At 72.1% G+C, this 23,027-nt stretch carries 23 protein-coding genes and 1 tRNA gene; 9 read left to right on the top strand and 15 right to left on the bottom strand.

All coding sequences use genetic code 11. The features are described 5' to 3' along the window. Positions 1 to 567 precede the first annotated feature (567 nt). Both D3A60_RS13665 and D3A60_RS13660 read right to left on the bottom strand, forming a co-directional pair. Positions 568 to 1,692, bottom strand: a complete 1,125-nt coding sequence (locus tag D3A60_RS13665) for a sensor histidine kinase (RefSeq protein ID WP_196778753.1) — start codon at positions 1,690 to 1,692, stop codon at positions 568 to 570. 196 nt (positions 1,693 to 1,888) lie between these two features. After that, a complete protein-coding gene (locus D3A60_RS13660; protein ID WP_119719319.1) occupies positions 1,889 to 3,403 on the bottom strand; it encodes an alpha/beta fold hydrolase in 1,515 nt (504 codons plus the stop codon). A gap of 574 nt (positions 3,404 to 3,977) precedes the next feature. On the opposite strand from D3A60_RS13660, the gene D3A60_RS13655 reads away from it, so the two are divergent. The 4 genes from D3A60_RS13655 (at position 3,978) to D3A60_RS13640 (ending at position 7,859) form a co-directional block, all read left to right on the top strand. After that, complete coding sequence (locus tag D3A60_RS13655) at positions 3,978 to 5,930, top strand: MFS transporter (RefSeq protein WP_119719318.1); 1,953 nt, start codon at positions 3,978 to 3,980, stop codon at positions 5,928 to 5,930. Positions 5,931 to 6,313: 383 nt separating this feature from the next. Continuing rightward, a complete protein-coding gene (locus D3A60_RS13650) occupies positions 6,314 to 7,033 on the top strand; it encodes a hypothetical protein (RefSeq protein WP_119719317.1) in 720 nt (239 codons plus the stop codon). A gap of 76 nt (positions 7,034 to 7,109) precedes the next feature. Then, positions 7,110 to 7,439: a CD225/dispanin family protein gene (locus D3A60_RS13645; protein ID WP_231120522.1), complete on the top strand. Its 330-nt coding sequence runs from the start codon at positions 7,110 to 7,112 to the stop codon at positions 7,437 to 7,439. Between the two features lie 3 nt (positions 7,440 to 7,442). Beyond that, positions 7,443 to 7,859, top strand: a complete 417-nt coding sequence (locus D3A60_RS13640) for a DUF2752 domain-containing protein (protein ID WP_231120521.1) — start codon at positions 7,443 to 7,445, stop codon at positions 7,857 to 7,859. Between the two features lie 541 nt (positions 7,860 to 8,400). On the opposite strand, the gene D3A60_RS13635 is transcribed toward D3A60_RS13640, so the two are convergent. The 6 genes from D3A60_RS13635 to D3A60_RS13610 all read right to left on the bottom strand — a co-directional run bounded on the left by D3A60_RS13635 (position 8,401) and on the right by D3A60_RS13610 (position 12,725). Then, positions 8,401 to 9,330, bottom strand: a complete 930-nt coding sequence (locus tag D3A60_RS13635) for a hypothetical protein (protein ID WP_119719316.1) — start codon at positions 9,328 to 9,330, stop codon at positions 8,401 to 8,403. Positions 9,331 to 9,432: 102 nt separating this feature from the next. After that, entirely contained in the window at positions 9,433 to 10,371 is a 939-nt protein-coding gene (gene nudC / locus D3A60_RS13630; protein WP_231120520.1) for an NAD(+) diphosphatase, read from the bottom strand. After that, the gene (erpA, locus tag D3A60_RS13625; protein WP_119719315.1) at positions 10,368 to 10,754 is read right to left on the bottom strand and encodes an iron-sulfur cluster insertion protein ErpA; all 387 of its coding nucleotides are present in this window, start codon (positions 10,752 to 10,754) and stop codon (positions 10,368 to 10,370) included. Before erpA ends, nudC begins: the two co-directional genes overlap by 4 nt. Before the next feature lie 48 nt (positions 10,755 to 10,802). Then, a complete protein-coding gene (locus D3A60_RS13620; protein WP_231120519.1) occupies positions 10,803 to 11,531 on the bottom strand; it encodes a DUF6776 family protein in 729 nt (242 codons plus the stop codon). A 14-nt stretch (positions 11,532 to 11,545) separates the two neighbouring features. Continuing rightward, a complete protein-coding gene (locus D3A60_RS13615) occupies positions 11,546 to 11,992 on the bottom strand; it encodes a bactofilin family protein (RefSeq protein WP_119719314.1) in 447 nt (148 codons plus the stop codon). Between the two features lies 1 nt (position 11,993). Then, on the bottom strand, positions 11,994 to 12,725 hold the full coding sequence (locus tag D3A60_RS13610; protein WP_407062788.1) for a DUF6776 family protein: 732 nt from the start codon (positions 12,723 to 12,725) through the stop codon (positions 11,994 to 11,996). Positions 12,726 to 12,800: 75 nt separating this feature from the next. Here D3A60_RS13610 and D3A60_RS13605 point away from each other — a divergent pair, with 75 nt between their 5' ends. Further along, the gene (locus D3A60_RS13605) at positions 12,801 to 13,382 is read left to right on the top strand and encodes a DUF4126 domain-containing protein (RefSeq protein ID WP_119719312.1); all 582 of its coding nucleotides are present in this window, start codon (positions 12,801 to 12,803) and stop codon (positions 13,380 to 13,382) included. A 90-nt stretch (positions 13,383 to 13,472) separates the two neighbouring features. Here the strand turns inward: D3A60_RS13605 and bfr are convergent, their stop codons facing one another. From bfr to D3A60_RS13590, 3 genes are all read right to left on the bottom strand, one after another. Then, positions 13,473 to 13,943: a bacterioferritin gene (gene bfr / locus D3A60_RS13600; RefSeq protein ID WP_119719311.1), complete on the bottom strand. Its 471-nt coding sequence runs from the start codon at positions 13,941 to 13,943 to the stop codon at positions 13,473 to 13,475. A 122-nt stretch (positions 13,944 to 14,065) separates the two neighbouring features. Further along, on the bottom strand, positions 14,066 to 14,269 hold the full coding sequence (locus tag D3A60_RS13595) for a (2Fe-2S)-binding protein (protein WP_196778759.1): 204 nt from the start codon (positions 14,267 to 14,269) through the stop codon (positions 14,066 to 14,068). 65 nt (positions 14,270 to 14,334) lie between these two features. Beyond that, positions 14,335 to 14,937 (bottom strand): RNA pyrophosphohydrolase, encoded by a 603-nt coding sequence (locus D3A60_RS13590; protein WP_119719309.1) that lies wholly within the window; start codon positions 14,935 to 14,937, stop codon positions 14,335 to 14,337. A 118-nt stretch (positions 14,938 to 15,055) separates the two neighbouring features. Here D3A60_RS13590 and D3A60_RS13585 point away from each other — a divergent pair. Continuing rightward, positions 15,056 to 15,132 (top strand) — tRNA-Met (locus D3A60_RS13585). A 470-nt stretch (positions 15,133 to 15,602) separates the two neighbouring features. Continuing rightward, positions 15,603 to 17,603 (top strand): pyridoxal phosphate-dependent decarboxylase family protein, encoded by a 2,001-nt coding sequence (locus tag D3A60_RS13580; RefSeq protein WP_119719308.1) that lies wholly within the window; start codon positions 15,603 to 15,605, stop codon positions 17,601 to 17,603. 16 nt (positions 17,604 to 17,619) lie between these two features. Here D3A60_RS13580 and D3A60_RS13575 read toward each other — a convergent pair whose 3' ends face one another. Then, positions 17,620 to 18,840: an alginate export family protein gene (locus D3A60_RS13575; protein WP_119719307.1), complete on the bottom strand. Its 1,221-nt coding sequence runs from the start codon at positions 18,838 to 18,840 to the stop codon at positions 17,620 to 17,622. A gap of 198 nt (positions 18,841 to 19,038) precedes the next feature. Between D3A60_RS13575 and nirK the strand changes: the two genes are divergently transcribed. Together nirK and azu are read left to right on the top strand one after the other, a co-directional pair. Continuing rightward, positions 19,039 to 20,424, top strand: a complete 1,386-nt coding sequence (nirK, locus tag D3A60_RS13570) for a copper-containing nitrite reductase (RefSeq protein ID WP_196778752.1) — start codon at positions 19,039 to 19,041, stop codon at positions 20,422 to 20,424. Positions 20,425 to 20,585: 161 nt separating this feature from the next. Beyond that, positions 20,586 to 21,047 carry an azurin gene (gene azu / locus D3A60_RS13565; protein WP_119719306.1) on the top strand — a complete coding sequence of 154 codons (462 nt, stop codon included), beginning with the start codon at positions 20,586 to 20,588 and terminating at the stop codon, positions 21,045 to 21,047. A 251-nt stretch (positions 21,048 to 21,298) separates the two neighbouring features. Here azu and D3A60_RS13560 read toward each other — a convergent pair whose 3' ends face one another. From D3A60_RS13560 to D3A60_RS14600, 3 genes are read right to left on the bottom strand one after another with little or no spacing between them, the layout of a single operon-like run. Then, positions 21,299 to 22,402 carry a PLP-dependent cysteine synthase family protein gene (locus tag D3A60_RS13560; protein WP_119719305.1) on the bottom strand — a complete coding sequence of 368 codons (1,104 nt, stop codon included), beginning with the start codon at positions 22,400 to 22,402 and terminating at the stop codon, positions 21,299 to 21,301. Continuing rightward, a complete protein-coding gene (locus D3A60_RS13555; RefSeq protein WP_119719304.1) occupies positions 22,389 to 22,658 on the bottom strand; it encodes a DUF6522 family protein in 270 nt (89 codons plus the stop codon). The genes D3A60_RS13560 and D3A60_RS13555 overlap by 14 nt, the downstream gene beginning before the upstream one ends. Then, entirely contained in the window at positions 22,655 to 22,798 is a 144-nt protein-coding gene (locus tag D3A60_RS14600; RefSeq protein ID WP_157981497.1) for a hypothetical protein, read from the bottom strand. The genes D3A60_RS13555 and D3A60_RS14600 overlap by 4 nt, the downstream gene beginning before the upstream one ends. Positions 22,799 to 23,027: the final 229 nt, after the last annotated feature.

Below are 23,027 nucleotides of genomic sequence, written 5' to 3'. Positions count from 1 at the left end.
CGTGCTACAGCGGCGGGCGCGCCCTCATCCGCCCTGCGGGCACCTTCTCCCGTCTACGGGAGAAGGGAAAGCCGCGCCCTTCCGTGTGCGGGAGGGAAAGCCGCGCCTTTCGTGTACGCGATGAGGGAGAGCCGCGCCGTAGCCCGGGTAAGCGCAGCGCACCCGGGGTCCGTCGGGGGCGGGCGCCTCGTCGACACGCGCCGCGATCCCGCGCCGCGCGCGATCGCGACGCTGAGCCCTGGGGCCCTCGGCGCGTGGGCGTCCACGCGCGTGCGTCCGACGCGCGTTCAACGGTGGACGCGAACGCCGTGCGGTGGGTGCGGACGGCGCGCGTTCAACGGTGGAGGCGAGCGTCGTGCCGCGCGTGGCGGATGGCGGATGGTGGCCCCGGGTGCGCTTTGCTTACCCGGGCTACGGCGACTGCGGACGGCACGCGTTCAACGGTGGAGGCGAGCGTCATGCCGCGCGTGCCGGATGCCGGCCCCGGGTGCGCTGCGCTTACCCGGGCTACGGCGACGGGCTACGGGCGCGGGGTGGGCGCTGCGGGTGGCGACGTCGCGCGCGCGGTCAGGCCGCGGCGGGGCAGCCGCGCGGCAGCTGAAGGCAGAACGTGGTGACGCCGCCGTCGGACTCGGCGCGGATGGTACCGCCGTGCGCCTGCGCGATCTGGCTGACGATGAACAGGCCGAGGCCGAGGCTGGCGTGCTCGCTGTCGGCGTCGGCGACGCCGCCGCGGCGCAGCGGCTCGAACATCAGGTCGAGGGTCTCGCGCGGGATCGGTTCGCCGTCGTTGCTGACGCACAGCGCGGCGTGGCCGCCGTCGTCGCGCAGGTCGACGCGGATCTCGCCGCTGCGGGTGCCGTACTTGTGCGCGTTGACGACGAGGTTGGCCAGCGCCTCGCGCACGCGGCCGGCGTCGAAGCGCCCGCGCACTGTCGCCGGCGACGCGAACGCGATGCCGCGCCCCGGCAGCGCGGCCTGCAGCAGTTCGACCTCCTCGCGGCAGGCCTGGGCGAGGTCGACGTCGGCCGCGTCGACCTCGAAGTCCAGCCCCATCTGCGCGCGGTTGTAGACCAGCAGCCTGTCGAGCAGCGCGAGCATGCGCCCGCTGATGCGCACCAGCCGGTCCGCCTCGACCGCGACCGGGGTGTCGGCGGCCATCTGCGCGATCAGCTGCGCGGTCATCACCACCGCGCCGAGCGGGCTGCGCAGGTCGTGGCCGAGCACGCCGAGGAAGATGTCGCGCCAGCGCGCGACCTCGTCGGCGTAGTGGGTCACCGACTCGGCGATGGCCTCGTCGATGGCCTCGTTGAAGCGGGTCAGGTCGCGCAGCGACGCCGGATCGGGCGCATCGGCCCACAGCCGCAGCACCGACGCGCGCAGCGCGCGGTACTCGGCGACGAGGTCGGAGATGCTGTAGCCGCTGTGCGCGCGGTGCAGCGCGTGGACGGCGGCGGCCGAGCGAGCGCGACCGTTCGGCGCGGCGCGGCCTTCGGACTTCTCGATTTCCTCGGCGCGGCTCTGCGGCGTGCGCAGGTCGGCGACGATCGCCGCGATGATCTCCGGCAGGTGGTCGCGCAGCGCGATCTGGTCCATCGGCGTGCCGACCTCCACCGTGCGCGCGAACTCGATCGCCTGCTCGATGATCGATTCGGAATGGTGCTCGATGAAGTCCGCCAGCCCGCTGTTCATGTGGTGCGCCTGACGCCGTGGGCCGGTGGGCATCGTAGGCGATTGCGGCGCGCGGCATCGGCGGAGCGGGCCGGGCGCGTGAAGGGCGCCCGCCCCTGCTCGCGACCGCGTGCCGGGGCGGCGGTGCGACGGGCGCGACGCGACGCCGAATGCGCGGCGCCGCGCCGGTCGCGCGGCGCGCGTCAGCCGCGCGGCATCACAGCGAGCCGAGGAACTCGTCGAGCGCGGCCGGCCCCGGGAACGCCGGCTTCGGGCGCTCGGCGAGGCACGCCAGGTCGGGCGCGCCGGCCGGGTCGGCGAGGAAGCGGCGGGCGATGCCGAGCGTGCAGTCGTCGGTGCCCATCGGCGCGTGGCTGGCGCCGGCCACGCGCACCAGCATGCCCTTCGACAGCAGCCGCATCGTCGCGTCGGCGTCGGACGTCGGCGTGGCCGGGTCGTACTCGCCGGCGTAGACCAGCGTCGGCACCGCGAGGTTGGCGTTCTCGTAGAACGCCGCCGGCGCGAACGTCGGCTGCAGCGCGGCGCAGACGGTGTCGGTCTCGGCCGGGTCCATGTCCGGGGCGAAGTCGGGGTTGTCGGCCAGCGCCTTGCGCACCGCCGCCGCCGACGGGCGCGGGTAGATGTCATGGCAGCTGACCAGCCACTGCTGCGCGAACGACAGGGTGCCGAAGCTCTGCGCGCCGGCGAACGGCTCGCCGACCTTGCGCACCAGCGCCTCGTCGCCGGCGGCCGCGCGCTTGAGGTACTCGGGCAGCAGCGGCGCGGTCTTGCCGCGCACCAGCAGGTTCCAGACCGTGCCGGTGAAGGTGTAGCCGTCGATCTGGCCGTCCTTGGTCTTCAGCGGCGCGGCGTTGACGCGGGCGATGACGGCGGCCGCGTCCTTGCGCAGGTCCGGATGCGCGGCGGCGCACGCGGCGTCGTCGTTGCAGCGCCGCTGCAGCGCGGCCAGGCCCTCTAGCGTGGTGCTGAGTTGCTCGGCGCGGTTCGGCGAGTTCGGCGGGAACGGCGAGTTCAGCACGATCGAGCGCACGCTGGCCGGGTGGCGGCGCGCCAGCTCGAACGCGGGGAACGAGCCGTACGAGGTCGCCAGCACGGTCCACTGCCGGTAGCCGAGCGCGCGGCGCAGCGCTTCGACGTCGTCGGCGATCGCCGACGACGTGTACGCGGCCGGGTCGCGGCCCTGCCCCTGCAGTTCGGCGCGGCAGGCCTCAGCAGCGGCGACCTTGCGCTGCGTGCCGACGCTCGAGCGCGGCGCTTCCCTCTCGATGCGCGCCAGCTCGGCGGTGAAGTCCGGGCACACCGCCGGGGTCGACAGGCCGGTGCCGCGCTGGTCGAACATCACGTAGTCGCGGTGCTCGCGCAGCGCCTTGATCGACGTCGACTGCGCGTAGCGCGGCGCGTTCTCGAGCGTGGCCAGCCCGGGGCCGCCGTGCAGGTACAGCACCGGGTCGTCGAGCCGCTTGGTACCGGTCGCCGGCAGCACCACGTAGGGCAGCGACAGCGACACCGTGTTGCCCGGCGCGCGCGACTCGCGCACGAGCAGCCGCCCGCAGACCGCGTCGTCGCCGAGCGCCTGCAGCTGCAGGGTGCTGCACGGCACCTTGAGGGAGGACGGCGGTGCGCTCGCGGGCGGCTGCTGGGCAAGCGTCGGCAGTGGCGCCAGGGCGATGCCGAGCAGCAGGGACAGCGACGCGGTGCGGGTCGGCGGCATGGGCGGTCCTCGTGGGCGCGGGCGATCTCCGGAGCGAACGATAGAACACGGGGCCGGAGGCCAGAGCGGGTTGCTGACGATGTCGACTTTGGCGGGGCGCTTATGCCGAGCCGGACAGGGCCGCAGGCCGCATCCGGGAAGCAGCGCCGACGATCGTTCCCGGATGCGCTTCGCTTATCCGGGCTACAGAGCCCGACGGTTCGTGCCGCGCATCGGTGCACCGGGTCGCCGTAGCCCGGATAAGGCCGCAGGCCGCATCCGGGAAGCAGCGCCGACCGATCGGCCCCGGATGCGCTGCGCTTATCCGGGCTGCAGAGCCCGACGGCTCGCGCCGCGCACCGGTGCACCGGATCGCCGTAGCCCGGATAAGGCCGCAGGCCGCATCCGGGATGCCTGCGCCGAAAGTTCGGTCCCGGATGCGCTGCGCTGATCCGGGCTGCAGAGGCTGACGGCTCGCGCCGCCCATCGGTTCGGCGGATCGCCGCGGCGCGCAGAGACTCGCTGGCCGCATCCGCGCCGCGGTGTCGACGACGCGAACGCGAGTGCTAGGCTCGCGCCAACCGCAGGGGGACGCATGGCGCACGAGGCACCGCAAACGGAATCGCACCGGGAATCGCACTCGCAGTTCGCGCTCCTGCGCCAGCGCCGCTTCGCGCCGTACTTCGTCGTGCAGCTGCTCGGCGCGTTCAACGACAACGTGTTCCGGCAGGCGATCATCGGGCTGCTCGGGTACCTGGCGATCAGCCCGGAGCAGCGCGGGCTGTACGCGCAGCTGGCCCCCGCCATTTTCATCCTGCCGTACTTCCTGTTCTCGGCGACCGCCGGGCAGTTCGCCGAGAAGCTCGAGAAGGCCCGGCTGATCCGCATCACCACCGCGATGGAGATCGCGATCATGTCGCTGGCCGCGGTCGGCTTCTGGCGGCAGGACATGACGGTGCTGCTGGTCGCATTGTTCGCCACCGGCGTGCAGTCGACGCTGTTCGGGCCGGTGAAGTACTCGATCCTGCCGTCGGTGCTGCGGCCGGAGGAGCTGACCGGCGGCAACGGGCTGGTCGAGATGGGCACGTCGATCGCGATCCTGGTCGGCATGATCGTCGGCGGGCTGGTGTTCGCCGTCGCCGGCGCGAATGGCCCGGTCGTCGCCGGCGCGGTGGTGGTCGCGCTGGCAATCGCCGGCAACGTGGTCAGCCGGCTGATCCCGCCGGTCGCGCCGGGCGCGCCGGACCTGCGCATCGCATGGAACCCGGTGCCCGAGTCGCTGCGCATCTGGCGGCTGGCGCGCAAACAGCTGGCGGTGCGCAACGGCGTGCTCGGCGTGTCGTGGTTCTGGTTCGTCGGCACGGTGCTGACCGGCAACCTGCCCGCCTACGCCGAGCTGCACCTGGGCGGCTCGCAGACGCTGTACGTGTTCGCGCTGGCGGTGTTCTCGATCGGCGTCGGCGTCGGCTCGCTGCTGTGCGAGAAGCTGTCCGGGCGCACGGTCGAAATTGGTTTGGTGCCGCTGGGCGCGTTCGGCATCAGCGCGTTCCTGTTCGACCTGTACTTCGCCCGGCCCGGCGGCGCGCTCGCCAGCGGGCTCGACGTCGCCGGCTTCCTGTCGCAGCCGGGCAGCACGCGGATCGTGGTCGACCTGGCCGGCATCGGCTTGTTCGCGGGGTTCTTCGTCGTGCCGCTGTTCGCGCTGATCCAGAGCCGCACGCCGCGCAGCGAGCTGTCGCGCGTGATCGCCGGCATGAACATCCAGAACGCGGTGTTCATCGTGCTGGCGGCCGGGCTGGGCATCGCGGTGCAGCGCGTGCTCGGCTGGTCGATCCCGCAGGTGCTGCTGGCGCTGGCGATCGCCAATACGCTGGTGGCGCTGTGGATCTTCACGATCGTGCCCGAGTTCCTGATGCGCTTCCTCAGCTGGCTGCTGGTGCGCACGCTGTACCGGCTGCGGCTGCACGGCATCGAGCGGCACGTGCCCGACGAGGGCGCGGCGCTGCTGGTGTGCAACCACGTCAGCTACATGGACGCGCTGATCCTGGCGGCGACGATCCCGCGGCCGGTGCGCTTCGTCATGTACTACAGGATCTTCAACATCCCGGTGATGCGCTGGATCTTCCGCACCGCCAAGGCGATCCCGATCGCCGGCGCGCGCGAGGACCCCGCGCTGATGCAGGACGCGTTCGACGCGATCGACGCGGCCTTGGCCGAGGGAGAGATCGTCGGCATCTTCCCCGAGGGCGCGCTGACGAAGGACGGGCAGATCGCGCCGTTCAAGGGCGGGGTCGAACGCATCCTGCAGCGCGCGGCCGAGCGCGGCCAGGCGGTGCCGGTGGTGCCGATGGCGCTGCGCGGGATGTGGGCGAGCATGTGGAGCCGCCGATCCACGTCGGCTGAAGGCGGGCGCCTGGGCCGCATGCGCGTGCCGCGGCGCTTCCGCGCGCGTGTCGAGGTTGCTGCGCTGGCCCCGGTCGACGGGCGCGTGGCCACCGCCGAGAGCCTCGAAGCGCAGGTGCGTGCGCTGCGCGGCGACGCGGCCTGAGCCGTCGCGCCCGTAGGGTGGGTTGAGCAAAGCGAAACCCGCCACGCGCAACCGGTGCAATGGGTGAGGCCAGGCGAAATCCTTTCCCTGCAGCGCCGGCATCGGCGCCGGTGGACGAAGGCCCTCGCACCGCGCGGGTCGCGGACGGGGCCAACCGCCCCGGGTGCGCTGCGCTTACCCGGGCTACGAGGGCTGCGAGGGCTGCGGGGCATTGCAGCGTGTCCGACCGCAGTGCATGTCCGACCCGCAGCGGTCGCGCTTGACCGCCATCGCGCGCTGCTAGGATGCCGCGCAGGGTGGCCGCGCAACGCGCGGCCGATCGGCCCCGGGGGCGCGGCGGCGACGCGGCGAGGGGCGTGCAGGACACGACGACGGGGGCGCTCATGGCCGTGAATGCTGCACCGCGCACGCGCTTCTTCCTGGCGATGTCGCTGCTGTTCCTCGCGATCGCGCTGGTCGGCTTCTCGACGACGTTCTTCATTCCGCTGGCGCGCGGCACGTTCGAGGCGCCGGCGGTGATCCACGTGCACGGGGCGCTGCTGTTCGGCTGGCTGGCGTTCTTCATCGTGCAGTCGTCGCTGGTCCAGAGGCGCCGGGTCGCCCTGCACCGACGCACCGGCCGGTTCGGCGCGGCGCTGGCGGTCGCGATCGTGGTGTCGGGCGTGGCGGTCGGGCTGCACGCCACGCGCCGCGACCTGGCCGCAGGCGCCGGCGACTTCGCGCTGGGGCAGTTCGTCAACATCCTGATCGAGATGGCGCTGTTCGCCGTGCTGGTCGGCGCGGCGATCGCCTGCCGCCGCGACGGCGAGGCGCACAAGCGCCTGCTGCTGCTGGCGACGATCTCCGCGCTGGCGCCGGCGTGGCTGCGGCTGCGCCACCTGTTCCCGGACGTGCCGAACCCGTTCGTGACGTTCTCGCTGCTGGCCGACGGGCTGCTGCTGGTCGCGATCGCGCGCGACTGGCTGGCGACCCGACGCGTCCATCCCGTCTATATTTGGGCCGGGGGCGCCATGGTGGCCGTACACATCGTCGAACTGCTCGCGATCACGAGTCCGCCGTGGCTGCGCCTGTCGCGCTGGCTGCTCGGCGAACCCGGGGCGTGACCGGTCACGTCGCGCCCACACACTTCCCGCTGCAACCACCCTTTCCAGACACCGCCACCCGCAAGGAACCGCACCGATGAGCATGCCGCCTCCCGTCCACACCGCGTCCGCCCCGATCCCGAACCACCTGGCGTGGGCGATCGTTTCCACCATCGTCGGCTTCTGCCTGTGCTGCCCTTCGATCATCAGCGGCATCACCGCGATCGTGTTCGCCTCGCAGGTCAACACCAAGGCCAACGCCGGCGACCTCGACGGCGCGCGCCGCGCGTCGAGCAACGCCAAGACCTGGAGCATCGTCACCACCGTGCTGGCCGCGATCGGCCTGCTGATCAACATCGGCTTCCTCGCGACCGGCGGCATGGCCGAGTACATGCAGGCGATGGAACAGATCCAGCAGATGCAGTAACCGATGAGCCCGGCCGCCCGCACGCTGTGGATGCCCCTCGCCGCCGCAATGGCGGCGCTGGGCGCGTTCGGCGTGTGGGCGCTGCGCAGCTTCGACCCGAACGGCGCGGCGAGCCCGTTCATGCCGTGCATCCTGCGCAGCCTGACCGGCTGGTACTGCCCCGGCTGCGGCACCACGCGGGCGCTGCACGCGCTGGTGCACGGCGACCTCGCCGGCGTGTTCGCGATGAACCCGCTGCTGCCGTTCCTCGCGGTGACCGTGCCGATGGTGGTCTGGCAGGGCACCGGCCGGCGCCTGCCGGGCCCGCGCTGGATCGGCCAGGCGCTCGGCAGCGCGACGTTCTGGCTGGTGCTGATCGGCGCCTACTGGGTGCTGCGCAACGTGCCGGTGGGGCCGTTTGCGTGGTTGGCGCCGGGGTGAGGATTCGCGCTGGAACGTGCGTTGAAGGGGGCCGCGATTGCGGCCTTCTTCTTTTGGACGGATGCGCGGGTGGGCGTTGGTTGGGGCCACGCGGCAGTGGCGCTCTGAGTAGTCGGTACGTGCTGAAGGCTCGGACGTTCACTCCGGCCGCGACGCACAGCGTCTCGGCGTTCACCAGGCGCACGCAGCGGTGCTGCGTGGGCGCGCCTGGTTCACCCAGCCAAAGTGCATAGCGCGCTTTGGCGTTGGCTGAGGCCACGCGTCATTGCGCGCGGAGTAGTCGGCACGTGCTGAAGGCTCGGGGTTGCTCTCCGGCCGAGACGCACAGCGTCTCGGCGTTCACCAGGCGCACGCAGCAGTGCTGCGTGGGCGCGCCTGGTTCACCCAGCCCAAACGCATAGCGTTTGGGCGTTCGCTGAGGCCACGCGCCAGTACTCGCGGAGTAGTCAGCGTGGGCTGAAGGCTCGGGGTTGCTCTCCGGCCAAAGCGCATAGCGCTTTGGCGTTCGCTGAGCGCACGCAGCAGTGCTGCGTGAGCGCGCTCAGCTCACCCAACCCGCTATGACGAACAGGGCGAGGATCGCGAGCCACAGCAGCAGGCTGCGCCAGACCAGGCTCATCGCGTCGCGCAGTTCGGGCAGGTCGCTGAGGTTGAGGATCGCCGGTGGCGTGATCATCTCGCCGTCGCCGCCGCGATCGTCGTCGCTGGCGTAATCGGCCGCTTCGTCGGCGAGCTCGGAGCGGACGCTGGCGCGGCCGACGGCGGCGAGGAAGCCGCTGTCCAGCCGCAGCGAGGCGCCGCCGCCGTCGCGCCAGGCGCCGAGCACGGTGTCGAAGTTGCCGACCAGAGCCAGCGCCAGCGTCATCAGCTGGGCGACCGGCCAGTCGAGCGCGCCCAGCAGCACGCGTGCGCCGTCGCGCGCGGCGGGCGGCAGGAAGCGCGCGGCCTCGCCGTCGACCGCGATCGCGGTCAGCCGGTACAGCAGCGCGCCGAACGGGCCGAGCAGCAGGAACCACAGCAGCACGCCGAACCAGCGGCGCTGGGCGTTGACGAACACCGCCTCGACCAGCGCGCCGGGCTCCAGCGACGGCGGCTGGCCGTCCGGGTACAACGCCGCGGCGGCGGTCAGCCGCGACGACGGGTCGCGCGCTTCGACGATCGCGTCGACATCGAGGTCGAGGTCGCGCGGGCCCCACGCGTAGAACAGCACGGCGACGCCGAACAGCAGCCCGGCCAGACCGTACAGCGGCGCGGCCAGCGCGGCCTGGAACAGGCCGACCGCGAGCAGCGGCGGCAGCAGTGCGAGGACCACGCCCCAGCGCCCGCGCCACGCGCCGTTGTCGCCCAGGCGCGTGTCGAGCCAGCGGATCCAGTCGGCGAACCAGCCGTAGTGGCGCACCGACGCGGCCAGCGACTGGGCGAGGTGGCCGAGCGCGAGGGCGACGACGGTGGCGATCAGGGTCGCGGACATGCGGGGCTCCGGCGGGCGCGCCGACGTCGGCGCGTTGGACGGGATTCTAGCGTGGGGCGATTGCGCGGCCGGCGCGCAGCGCGCCCGACGCGGCGTTCCGGCTCAGCGCAAGCGCGCGGCGACCGCCGCAGCGAGCCACTGTTCGATCAGCCAGCGCGCGATCGAGATCGATGCCGACAGCAGCGGGCCCTCGTCGTCGCGCTCGCCGGCCTCGCGCGCCTTGGCCGCAAGCAGCTCGTCGACGGTGAACCAGCGCGCCTCCTCGAGCTCCTCGCCGGCCTGCGGTTCGTCGGCGTGCGCGTCGGCCATGAAGCCGAGCATCAGCGCGCCGGGAAACGGCCACGGCTGCGAGGCCTGGTAGCGGCACGCGTGCACGCGCACCCCGGTTTCCTCGAGCACCTCGCGCGCGACGGTCTGCTCGAGCGACTCGCCGGGCTCGACGAAGCCGGCGATCACCGAGTAGCGACGCGCCGGCCAGGAACGCTGGCGGCCGAGCAGCAGGCGCTCGCCGTCGCTGACGGCGACGATCACCGCCGGGTCGGTGCGCGGGTAGTGCTCGGCGCTGCACGCGCTGCAGCGGCCGAGCCAGCCGGCGCGCACGAACAGCACCTCGCCGCCGCACACGCCGCAGTGGCGCTGGCGCGAACGCCAGTGCTGCAGCGCGCGCGCCTGGGCGAACGCCGCGGCCTCGAGTGCCGGCCAGTGCGCGGCGGCGCTGCGCAGGTCGATGCGCTGCGGCGCGTCGAACGCGGTCAGCGCCGCGTCGAGCGCGAACCACGCGCGGCCGTCGTCCTGCAGGCCGAGGAAGATCGCCGCGCCGACGCCGCCGGGGCCTTCGCTGATCTGCGTGCCGGTGGGAATGGCCGGCCCGCGATCGGCCGAGGCCAGCGCGTGGCCGGCGTCGTCGAGCAGAAGCACGCGCGCCTGCGGCCACAGCGCGGTCAGCGCGGCCGGGTCGTCGCGAAGGTGGTCGGCGCGGTCGAGCGCGCCGGCGGACGCCTGCGCGCCCACGAACGCGAAGGGCGCGCCGGCGGCGCTCACGCCGAGAACGACGAGCCGCAGCCGCAGGTGGTCTTCGCGTTCGGGTTGCGGATCACGAACTGCGCGCCATGCAGGCTCTCGGTGTAGTCGACTTCGGCGCCCATCAGATACTGGAGGCTCAGCGGATCGACCAGCAGCGTCACGCCGTCGGTGTGTACGGCGAGGTCGTCATCGCCCTGCTGCTCGTCGAATTCGAACCCGTACTGGAACCCCGAGCAGCCGCCTCCGTGGATGTAGACGCGCAGCTTCAGCGCCGCGTTGCCCTCTTCGGCGATCAGCTCGCGGACCTTGGCGGCGGCGGCCGAGGTGAAGGCCAGCGGGCGGTCGAGCGACTGGTAGCCCGGCGCGGACAGCTCGGCCAGGTCGATGGGCGTGGTGTTCATCAGGTCAGGATGGGGCGCGCGGGCCCCGCATTCAAGCTGCGCAGCGGCTTACTGCGTTGCCGGCGCGTCGCTGTCGCGGGTCGCTTCGGCCCAGGTGAACGACTGTTCCGTCGCCGCGCCGCCGCGCGGGACCAGCCGCACGGCGACCCGCACCGGCGTGAATCCGGCCGGCAGGAACACGTCGCCCTCGACCTGCTGGAAGTACTTGAACGAGTAGCCGACCGCGGGCGCGGCGGGCTGCTGGCGCAGGTCGGTCCACGCCAGCTTTTGCAGGCGGCCGGCGCGCGTGCCCTCGATCGTGACCGTCAGCTGGCCGGCGCTGACCGCGCCGCGATTGAGGTTCTGGGTCAGCGTCGCGGTGAAGTGCCACGCGCCGCCCTCGCCCTGCGGCTGCATGCGCAGCGAGTGGACGGTGAGGCCGCGGCGCTGGCCGGTCGCACCGACGAGACGCTCGTAGAAGGCGACGTCGGCGCGCAGCGCGGAGATCTCCTCGTCGCGCTCGGCCAGCGTGCCCTGCAGGTCGCGGTTGGCGTCGCGGCTGATCTGGTCGGAGCGGGTCAGCGTCGACACGCGCTGGCGCAGCTGTTCGGCCTCGGCCTGGAGCCGGCGCACATCGCGGTCGCGGTCGGCCAGCTGCGTGCGGATGTCCCCCGACGCCGGCGAGAGCACGCGCCACAGGCCCCACGCGCCGAAGGCGAATGCCAGCGCGACGGCGCCCGCCAGCGCGAGGCGCCAGCGGACGTTGCGGGAGGACAGCGGCGGGACCGGGAGCGGCATGCGCCCGGAGGATATCAACCGGGAATGAACTCGGCCTCAAGGCGGCCGGCGCCGGCATGCCCGTGGGCCACCGGCGCGTGGGCGGCCGAGTCGGCGTGCACCGAGTCGGCATGGATCAGCCGGCCGGTCAGCTGCGCCCCGGCGTGCATCTCGACCACTTGGTAGTGCACGTTGCCGTGCACCCGGGCCTTCGGCGCCAGTTCGACCCGCTCGCCGGCGTGGATGTCGCCGTCGAGGCGGCCGTTGATGACGACCAGCGGCGCGCGGATCTCGCCCTCGATGCTGCCGTTCTCGGCCAGGGTCAGCATCGCGCCGGCGCCGTCGTCGGCGATCACCTTGCCGATGATCCGGCCCTCGATGTACAGCCCGCCGCTGAAGTGGAAATCGCCGCGGATCACGACCTGCGGGCCGATCAGCGTGTCGACCTGGCCGGCCGCGGGCGTCGTCTTGCTCTTGAACATCTCAGGTGTCCCCGGTTGCGGATGCGCCGGTCCAGGCCATCGTCTGGTCCACTGCCGCGCCCTCGCCCCGCAGCGACACGCGGACGCGCTGCGGGGTGAAGTCGGGCGGCAGCATGACGCTGCCCTCCAGCTGCTGGAAATAGCGGAATGCGTAGTCCTGCGGCGGCATCGCGCGGCGCTGGTGCAGGTCGTCCCAGCCGAGCGTCGCCAGCTTGCCGTCGCGGACGCCCTCGATCGACAGCTGCAGTCGCCCGCTGCTGATCGCGCCGCGGTTGAGGTTCTGCGTCAGCATCACGACGTAGCGCCAGGTGCCGCCGCTCTCGGGCACGAACTTGGCCGAGTGCACGGTCAGCCCGCGCGGCTTGGCGTTGGCGCCGCCGAGGCGGTCGTAGAAGGCGACGTCCTCGCGCAGCTCGCCGATCTCCAGCTCGCGCTGGGCGAGCTCACGCTGGACCTCGAGGTTGGCCGCGCGGCTGATCTGGTCGGACCGCACCAGGGTGGCGTTGCGCTGCCGCAGCTCGCGCAGCTCGGCCTGCTGGCGGCCCAGGCGCTCGCGGGTCTCGGCCAGTTCGACGCTGACCTCGCCCAGTCGCGGCGCGGCCCGCTCGCTGGCCCACAGCCACGCGAACGCAACGCTGGCCACCCAGGCGAGCGACAGCAGCAGCCAGCGCCAGCCGCGACGATCCGGCCGGCGCTCCACGATCATGAATCGGGGCGGCAAAGCGTTGCTCATGGAAGCGATCCCCATCGCCGGTGGCGCATGGTGCGAAGTGCCTATACTCGGGCCGGAGTCTACCGGGGACCGGCAATGACGGATGCGCACCTGTTCGCAATTGGCGTCGTGCTGGCATGGCTGGCCGGGGTCCGCGTCTACCTCACAGTATTCGGCGTCGGCCTGGCGGGGCTGGTGGGCTGGCTCGACCTGCCGCCGGCGCTGGCGGCGACCGAATCGCCGTGGGTGCTCGGCGTGTCCGGCGCGCTGGCCGCGGCCGAGTTCTTCGCCGACAAGATCCCGGGCGTCGATTCGGGCTGGGACATGCTGCACACGCTGCTGCGGGTGCCGGTGGGGGCGTTCCTCGCCGCGGCCACGCTGTCGCCGGACGGCGAGCTCGGGGTTGGCGCCATGGCGGCCGGCGCAGGCGCCGCGCTGACCAGCCACCTGCTGAAATCAGGCTCGCGGGCGCTGATCAACACCTCGCCCGAACCGGTCAGCAACTGGACGGCGTCCGTCGCCGAAGACACCGCGGTGCTGGGCGGGCTGGCGCTGGTGTTCGCGTACCCGTGGGTGGCGCTGGGGATCGTCATCGTGCTGACGGTGCTGTTCGCCGCCGCGCTGTGGTGGGTGTGGCGACGGCTGTTCCGGCGCTCGCCACGGCCAGCGCCGGGGTGATGCGCTGCGGGCACGGAGAAAGAAGCGGCACAACGAAAAACGCCACCGCATCGACGGTGGCGTTTTCGTCTCGCGCGACGGAAGCGGCGGTCAGCTTTCGATCTTGGTCAGCAGGTAGTTCTGGTCGCCCACGCGATCCATCAGCGACAGTTGGGTCTCAATCCAGTCGATGTGCTCTTCCTCGGACTCGAGGATGTCGGCGAACAGCTGGCGGCTGGTGTAGTCGCCGACGCTGTCGCAGTAGGCGATCGCCTCGCGTAGCAGCGGCAGGGCTTCGTACTCGAGCGCTAGGTCGCAGCCGAGCAGCTCGCGCGGGTTCTCGCCGATCCGCAGCTTGCCGAGCGACTGGAAGTTCGGCAGGCCGTCGAGGAACAGGATCCGCTCCGACAGCTTGTCGGCGTGCTTCATCTCGTCGATCGACTCGTGGTACTCGTGGTCGGCGAGCTCCTTCAGCCCCCAGTTCTTCAGCATCTTGGCGTGCAGGAAGTACTGGTTGATGGCGATCAGCTCGTTGTAGAGCGCCTTGTTGAGGAATTCGATGACCTTGGCGTCGCCCTTCATGGCGGGTGCTCCTGCGCAGTGATGGCGCGCACTGTAGCCCGCGCGCCTCGCGCACGGCGGAACGCGAATCAGATGCAGTCGCGGTCGAGAATCAGTGCCGTTGGGGCCGACACTTCCGGGCGTCAGGCGGCCCGGGACAGGATCGGCAGCGGCAGCTCGCGGACGGCGTGGGTCTCGGCGAGGAGGGCCGCGGCCGCGTCGAGGCAGCTGCCGCAGTTGGCGCCGGCGCCGGTGCGCATCGTCAGTTCGGCCACGCTCCGGCAGCCGCCTTCGGCGGCCTGGCGGATCTCGTGATCGGTGACTCCGTTGCAGATGCAGACGTACACGGCGGCGGGTCGGTCGGCCAGCCGGATCGGCTGCAGCGCCATTCCGCCACGAATGCGAATGATTGTCAATTAGACGCGGTGTCCCCGCCGTCGCGCCCCGGTTCAGGAAGCGGCTTCGCCCGCGGCCGCTGCCGGCTGCGGCTGAATCCCCCGCGCACGTCCGGCCCCGGCAGCGGCACCGCCTGGGTGCCGGCCACGCGCTGGGCGACCGGCGCCAGATGCCGCAGCGCGGAGGCATACACCCCGCGCTTGAAGATCACCACGTGCTCCACCGGGTACCAGAAGTCGACCCACCGCCAGTGGTCGAACTCGGGCTTGTCGGTCAGGTCCAGCCGCAGGTCGCTCTCGTCGCCCTTCAGGTGCAGCAGGAACCACACCTGCTTCTGGCCGATGCAGACGAGGCGGTCATTGCGGCGGATTGCCCGCTGCGGCAGGCGGTAGCGCAACCAGCCGGGGGTCGCGCCGAGCACCTCGACGTGGTGCGGCAGCAGGCCGGTCTCCTCGCGAAGCTCGCGATACATGGCCTCCAGGGGCGTCTCGTCGCTGTTCATCCCGCCCTGCGGGAACTGCCACCCATCGCGATGCACCCGGCGCGCCCAGAACACGCGTCCGTCGGGGTGCATCAGCACGATGCCGACATTGGGCCGGTAACCGTCCGGATCGATCACGATGCGGACTCCAAATTCACTGCGTCCGACTCTGCCACGCGCACCCGGGCGGGACAAGCGACGGTGGCGGACATTGACAGGGGCCCGCCGAGCAGGAAAAATTCGCGGTTCTCCGCGTGGCTATGTAGCTCAGCCGGTTAGAGCACAGCACTCATAATGCTGGGGTCGGTGGTTCGAGTCCACCCATAGCCACCACTCGGTGAATCATCTAAGCCCTCGAATCTGCGGGCTTTTTTGTGCCCGGACTGGCCCACTCTTCTGCGCGGCCGAGGCCCCCGGCGAGGACGGCCTCCGCGACCTTCATTTCGCCGCCGGTTCCGATCCAGTCGCAGCGTCGAACCCGACCGCGCGTGGCTGCGCAGCGCGCCGCCGCGTCACCCTTGCTGCTCGCTCTCGTCGCGCGGCCGGCGGGTCGTCGATCGGACCCCGCTGCACCAACCGGCGCTGATGGCATCCGGGCTGCCATGACCTCGCCTGCAGACACGCTCCGGCGGCGCTTGACCCAGATCAGGGCCGGCAAAGCCGCGACGCCGGATCCTGCGCACGCGCCGTCGCGGCGCGGCCCGCGCTGGCGGGTCCAGCACCGAACGACCCGCCGTGGCGAACGTGACCGTTCGCGCGGGTGGAGCGGTCGGTCCGCACCCGCCGTTCGCCCGAGTCCCGCCATGAGCGCACTGATCGATGACCTGCCCGACCTCGACGCACTGCGCGTGGAGGACGAGCGCCGCACCCTCGACGCGTGCTTCCTCGGCCCGTACGGCGAGAACGACACGCTGCTCGAGAAGCTCGTCGTCGAGTTCCTGCGCGACCACGTCTACTGGCGGCGCACCTTCCATCCCGAAGACCCGCCGGCGATCCCTACGCGCGCCGCGCAGCACCCGCGCTACCAGGCGTTCGAGGCGCGCATGCGGCGCGAACTGCACGCGCTGTCGGCCGCGCTGAAGAAGTCGGTGCCGTTCCACAGCCCGCGCTACATCGGGCACATGGCCTCCGACCTGCTGCTGCCGGGCCTGGCCGCGCAGATGCTGACGCTGCCGTACAACCCGAACAACGTCTGCGAGGACGCGGCGCCCGTCACCGTCGAGATGGAGGTGCGCGCCGGCCTGCAGCTGGCGCGCATGTTCGGCTATCCCGACGACACGGCACGCGCGGACTGCGCCTTCGGCCACCTGACGTCCGGCGGCACCGTCGCCAACTACCAGGCGCTGCGCCTCGCGCTCGCGCTGAAGGCGTTTCCGGTCGCGCTGCGCGCCGCCGGCGTGCCGGACATCGAGGTGCCCGGGTCCGATCGCGAGGCGTTCAACCTCGCGCCGCGCGACGCGATCGCGCTGCACGAACGGTGGCAGGCGTGGCTGCGCGCGCAGCCGGCCGGCGACCGGCGCGCGTGGCGCGAACGGGTCGAGCAGGCGCGGCCCGAGCACACCGGCCTGACCGCGTTCTTCGCGCGGCATCCGCAGCTGCAGCCGCCGGTCGTGCTGGCGCCGGTGACCGCGCACTACTCATGGAGCAAGGGCATGAAGCTGCTCGGCCTCGGTCGCGCGCAGCTGCTGCGCGTGCCCGAGGTCGGCATGCGAATGGATGCCGACGCACTGGACGCCGTGCTCGAGCGCTGCCTGCTGGAACACACGCCCGTGCTGGCCTGCGTCGGCGTGCTCGGCACCACCGAGTACGGCACGGTCGACCCGATCGATCGGATCGTCGCCGCACGCGAGCGCTTCACCGCGCGCGGGCTCGGCTTCGCCGTGCACGTCGATGCGGCCTGGGGCGGCTACATGGCGACGCTGTTCCGCGAGCCCGACGGCCGGCTGCGCCCGCGCGAGGCGATCCTCGCCGAGCACGCGCAGTTCCCCCAGCCGCACGTGCATGCCGCCTTCGCCGCGCTCGCCGACACCGATTCGATCACCGTCGACCCGCACAAGCTCGGCTACCTGCCGTACGGCGCCGGTGCGTTCGTGTGCCGCGACCACCGCGCCGTCGCGCTGCTGGCCGAGCAGGCCGACTACGTGTTCCACGGCGACGCGCCCGACGACTACTTCGCGCGGCACCGTCGGCTCGGGCAGGTGATTCCCGAGGGGTCGAAGTCCGGCGCGGCGGCCGCGGCGGTCTACGTCACCCACCGCGTGCTCCCGCTCGACCACGCGCATTTCGGCGCACTGCCGCGCCAGACGATCCGCGCCGCCGAGGCCTTCGCCGCCGCGGCCGCACGGTTCGCCGCGGACATCGCGCCAATGGCCATTGCCTTCGTGCCGTTCGCGCCGGACAGCAACCTGGTCTGCGTGGCGATCAACCCGGTCGGCAACCGCAACGTCGCGGCCGCCAACGCCTTCGTCCAGCGCCTCGCCGACGAGCTGCGCTGCGACCCGTCCCAGCCGCTGCAGGCGCGCCAGTTCTTCGGGTCGTCGACGACCCTGCGCCCGGAATCCATCGGCCAGGACGAGCTCGCCCGCATCCTGGGGGCACTCGGGCTGGACGCCGCGAGCTTCGGCGTCGACGACGGCGCCGACCGCGTGCTGATCCTGCGCCACACGCTGATGAACCCCTACCCGCTCGACCACGAGAACGGCATCAGCTACATCGATCACTATTTCGACCACCTCGCTGGCCGCATCCGCCTGCTGCTCGCCGAACGCACCGCAAGCGTGTCGAAGGCGCCCCACGCGCCGTAGCCGGTGTGGACGCCGGTCACTTCGCGCGCGGCGTCCACTCCAGTTGCAGCCACGCCTTGGTGACGTCGCGCGCGTAGCGATCGGCGCGGTAGTCGGCGAGCTTGGCGAGGGCGCGCCAGCGCGGGCCGAACGGGACGGACAGCGACGCGTTCCACTCCCGGCCGTAGCGGGCGCCGCCGACATCGGCGCGGTAGTCGTGCCAGGCGACGGTCCAGTCCAGCGGCCCCTGCGCGCGCTGGCGGCCGAGGCGCCCGGTGGCATGCAGGTAGCGATCGTCGAGGCCCGCGGCCGGCGTGGCGGTGAAGCGGTCGGCCCAGCCGTTGAACGCGTGCAGCGTCGCCAGCGGCGTCTGCAGCGCGTGCGTCCCGTCGCCACCGAGGTGTTCCCACCCGGCGCGAACCGTGGCGAAGCGCGTCGCGACCGCCGGTTCGACCAGCCAGTACGCGTGCGAGAACCGGCGCGGATTGGCCGCGTGCTCGCCCTGCCGCGCCCACTCGAACGTGGCGCCGAACGGACGCGCGTCGGCACCCGGCGCGAGCGCGTAGCGCAGTCCGAGCGTGCGCGTGGACGCGGCGGCGAGGTCGCGATCGTCGATCGCATACCAGTAGGCGGCGACGCGGTGGCGTCCCGCCGACCACGCCGCAGCCAGTGCGTGCCCGTCGAGGTCGCGCTCGCGCGCGAGCAGGTCGAGCGCACGGTCCGAGCCGATGCGGTGCACGCGGTCGAGCCAGGCATAGCGCAGCGTCAGCGCCTCCGCCGGCTGCCACTGGGCCTGCACCGCGTCGAACGTCTGCTCGTTCTGGCGCCAGCCCACGTTGCCGATCCAGCGGTGGTTGTCGAACTCGACGCGCTGGCGCCCGGCGGTGACCTCCTTGCCCGTTCCGCGCCAGCGCAGCCAAACCTGGTTGAGCTCCGCCGACTCCGGATCGATCAACGCCGGGTACGCGGTGCGTCCGTTGGCGCCGCTGTTGTAGGCGTCATCGGCGGCAAGCACCGCCTCACCCTCGAGGTACGCGCTGAGCGACGGGCCGGGCGTCCAGCGCACGCCGCCGCGCAGGCGCAGCGTCGTCGCCTGCGCATCGCGGGCGAAACCCGCGTCGTCCACGTGCTCGTAGCGCAGCCGCGCGCTCGCGTCCCAGGCGAACGGGCCCGGTGCTTCCGTCGGCGGACTCGCGTGTGCGGGCGCGGCAGCGAGCGCCGCCAGCATCGTGGTGACCAGGGTAGCGCGCAGGTGCATGGGGGCTCTCCGAGGATGCGCGGAGGTTCGCGCGCGGCACGCGCAGCGGCATTGACGCAGGTCAACCGCAGTGCACGCCGGCAGCGCGCCACGCCGCGCGCACCGATGCGTTGCGCTTGACCCACGTCAGGTCGGAGCGGTCGTCGCGTGCGTAGCCTTTTCTCCAGACAACGAAGACAACCAACCTGGAGACACCCCGTGAGAAAGTCCGTCCTCCTGCTGGCCATCGCACTTGCGCTTGGCGTCGTTCCGCAGGCCATCGCGCAGCACGATGCCCACCGCGCGACCAACGTCGCCCCGGTGGCCGACGTCGTCTTTACGCTGCGCACCGAGATCGCCGACGGCAAGCTGGTGTTCGTCGGCGAAGCCGGTGCGATCAAGGGCCAGGTCAACCCCGACCTGCGCGTGCCCGAAGGCAAGGTCGTGCAGATCAACCTGGTCAACGGCGATGGCGCGCTGCACGACATCGCCATCCCCGAGTTCCAGGCCCAGTCCGACCAGATCTCGGACAAGGGCGCGTCGACCACGATCGTGTTCCGCACCACCAGGAGCGGGACGTTCGAGTACATCTGCTCGCTGCCCGGGCACAAGGCCGCCGGCATGGTCGGCAAGCTGATCGTCGGTGACGTCAAGGCCGTGGCCAACACCGCCGCCGAGATCGCAATGGACCCCAACCTGGTCGGCACGCCGGTCGGCAAGCGCGGTCCGAAGCACCACGAGTTCTCGATGCAGACCACCGAGGTCGAGGGCAAGCTGTCCGACGGCAGCACCTACAAGTACTGGACGTTCGACAACCGCGTTCCGGGCCCGTTCCTGCGCATCCGCAAGGGCGACACGGTCAAGTTCAACCTCAAGAACGCCGACGACAGCGTCAACATCCACTCGATCGACTTCCACGCGGTCACCGGCCCCGGCGGCGGTGCCGCGGTCACACAGGTGGCGCCCGGCCAGAGCAAGAGCTTCAGCTTCAAGGCGCTCAACCCGGGTCTGTACGTCTACCACTGCGCCACGCCGATGGTCGCCCACCACATCTCCAACGGCATGTACGGCCTGATCCTGGTCGAGCCCGAGGACGGCCTCCCGGCGGTCGACAAGGAGTTCTACGTGATGCAGGGCGAGCTCTACACCGCGCAGAAGCACGGCTCGGGCGGGCTGCACGAGTTCTCGCTGGAGAAGCTGCTCGACGAGAACCCCGAGCACATCACCTTCAACGGCTCGATGGACGCGCTGACCAAGACGTACAGGATGGAAGCGGACGTCGGTGAGACGGTGCGCATCTTCTTCGGCGTCGGCGGCCCGAACCTGACCTCGAGCTTCCACGTGATCGGCGAGGTGTTCGACCGCGTCTACGACCTGGCCTCGCTGGAGACGCCGCCGCTGCGCGACGTGCAGACGACGCTGGTGCCGCCCGGCGGCGCGACGATGGTGGAGTTCAAGGTCGAGTACCCGGGCAAGTACATCCTCGTCGACCACGCGCTGTCGCGGCTCGAGAAGGGGCTGGTCGGCTTCCTGCACGTCAACGGCAAGGCCGACGACGGCGTGTTCCACACCGAACAGGCGCTCGACCCGAACTCGGGGCACTGACCGCCGCGCGACGGGCCACGCCGCGTGGCGTGGCCCGCCGCCTGAACCGTTCGCAATCGGCGCCGCGCAAGCCGACGCGACCTGATCCGGATCAAGGCGCGAACGCCGACGCCTGCCGAGAATGGCTCCCATCGACAACCGCGAAGCAACAGGAGCTCCAGATGATCCGTTCCACCCATATCGCAGGCCTGCTCGTCCTCGGCGCCCTCGCCGGCTTCTCCAGCCGCGCCGCCGCGGCCGAGTGCAAGGCCAGCATCGACTCGACCGACGCGATGCAGTTCACGACCAAGGCGCTGACGGTGCCGAAGAGCTGCAAGACGTTCACCGTCACCCTGAAGCACGTCGGCAAGCTGCCGGCGACGGTGATGGGCCACAACCTGGTGCTCGGCAAGACCGCCGACATCGCGGGCATCGCCGCCGACGGCATGAAGGCCGGCGCCGCGTCCCAGTACGTCAAGCCGGGCGACGCGCGCGTCATCGCGTCGAGCAAGGTGATCGGCGGCGGGCAGTCGACGACGGTCACGATCCCGGTCGCCAAGCTCAAGGCCGGCGAGAGCTACACCTACGCGTGCACCTTCCCGGGCCACTCGTCGATCATGCGCGGCACGCTGACGCTCAAGTAGTCGCTTCACGGTCCGGCGTCGGCGCAGGCGCGGGGGATTCCCCGTCGGCGGCGGAGCCCGGGCCACCAGCCGCAGGCGCCCGTGGAAACGCGGGCGCCTTTTTCTCGTCTGGGCGCTTCTGTGCGTGTTGGCGTTGACGGTGTCGCGGCCCCGCCGTCAGGGCGCCGGGCGCTGTCCCGGCCTTCGCGCCGGCGCGCGGTGCCCCGGAACGAGTGCTGTTGGGACCGCGGGCATGCCGCGCGCGCCGCCGATCAGTCGGTGTGCAGGGACGTGCCGAACCGCCGCTCCAGCGCCCGGCGCGCGTCGTCGACGCCGATCCCGTGCTGCGCGAGCCACTGGGGGTCGAACAGCGAATGCGCGTAGCGCTCGCCGCGATCGCACAGCAGGGCGACGATGCTGCCGCGCTCCCCGCGCGCGCGCATGCCCTCGGCCAGCTGCAGGCAGGCCGCCAGGTTGGTGCCCGACGAACCGCCGTACCAGCCGCCGAGCAGGTCGCGCAGCAGCCACGCCGCGCCGATCGAGTCGGCATCGTCGACCTCGACCACCCGGTCGACCAGGTCGAACAGGAAGCACGGCTCCACGCGCGGCCGGCCGATGCCTTCGATCAGCGTCGCACAGCGCGAGCGTGCGTCGGGCTGTCGCGTTAACCAGCCGACCGCGAACGCGCCGCCCGTCGGTTCGGCCACGCACAGGCGCGTCGACAGCCCGCGGTAGCGCAGGTAGCGACCGATCGTGGCCGAGGTGCCCCCGGTGCCGGCGCCGCAGACGATCCACGCCGGCTCCGGGTGCGGCTCGCCCGCGAGCTGGTGGACGATCGACTCGGCGATGTTGTTGTTGCCGCGCCAGTCGGTGGCCTGCTCGGCCAGGCCGAACTGGTCGAGGAAGCAGGCGCCGTCGGCCTGGAACATCGCCGCGCGCTCGCGCACCGTCGCGGCGTCGTCGACCAGCTCGCACGACGCGCCGAGCGAGCGCGCGTGGCGCACCTTGTCCGGCGCGGTGCAGGCGGGCATGACCGCGGTGAACGGAACGCCGAGCAGGCGCGCGAACCACGCTTCGGAAATCGCCGTGCTGCCCGACGACGCGTCGACCACGCGCTGGCCCTGCCGCAGCCCACCGTTGCACAGCGCGTACAGGAACAGCGAGCGCGCGAGCCGGTGCTTCAGGCTGCCCGACGGATGCGAGGCCTCGTCCTTGAAGTAGAAGTCGATGCCGGGGAACGCCGGCAGCGCGACGTGCAGCAGGTGCGTGTCCGCCGACCGCGCCGCCTCGCGGCGCAGGCGCGCAATCGACGCGTGCACCCACGCGCGGTCGGAGTCCGCGTCGACGCCGATCGCGGTGGCGTCACGGCTGTCCATCGGCCACCACGGTCGCAGGCGCGACGGGCGTTCCCGCGGCGTCGACGACGATCCGCACGCGCCGCCCGGCGTAGTAGAAGGTCCCGCGCACGCGGCCGGCATCCGCGCCGGTGCCGCGCTCGCACAGCACCGCGATGCGCCGTGCAGCCATCAGCCGGCGGAAGCCGTCCACGTCGAGGCCCAGCCCCGGCGCGATCAGCGCGGCATCGACCTCGATCGTCGCGCGGTCGCCTGCGTGATCGGCGGGCGCGCTCACAGCCCCAGCCCGGCCGCGGACTCCGGCGACAGCAGTTCGTAGTCGCGCGTCGCTTCGACCAGCTGCGCGATCAGCGCGTGGGCGACGTCGGCGCCGTCTGCGCGGCAGCTGGTTTCAATCGCATCGTCGTCGGCGGCCATGGGCGTGGTCCGGTGGGGTGTGCGACAGGGTCCACTGCGCGCGGCGCGGGCGCCTTGATCCAGATCAGCGCGGACGACCGGACGCGCCTGGCGCACCGCCAGCGGCGTCGGCGCGTGGTCGACGGGCGCCTGGAGATGCAACTGCTCGACGCGGCGGAGTCCGGCGAGTTGGGGTGCGCGGACGGCGCGTCAGACGTCCCATGCGCACCGCAAGCGGGCCGTGAGCCGG

Origin of the sequence: Cognatilysobacter tabacisoli, from assembly GCF_003586305.1 — a bacterium.
GTDB lineage: Bacteria > Pseudomonadota > Gammaproteobacteria > Xanthomonadales > Xanthomonadaceae > Cognatilysobacter_A > Cognatilysobacter_A tabacisoli.
The sequence above is the reverse complement of the archived record's forward strand: the minus strand, read 5'-3'. Positions and strand labels throughout refer to the sequence as shown.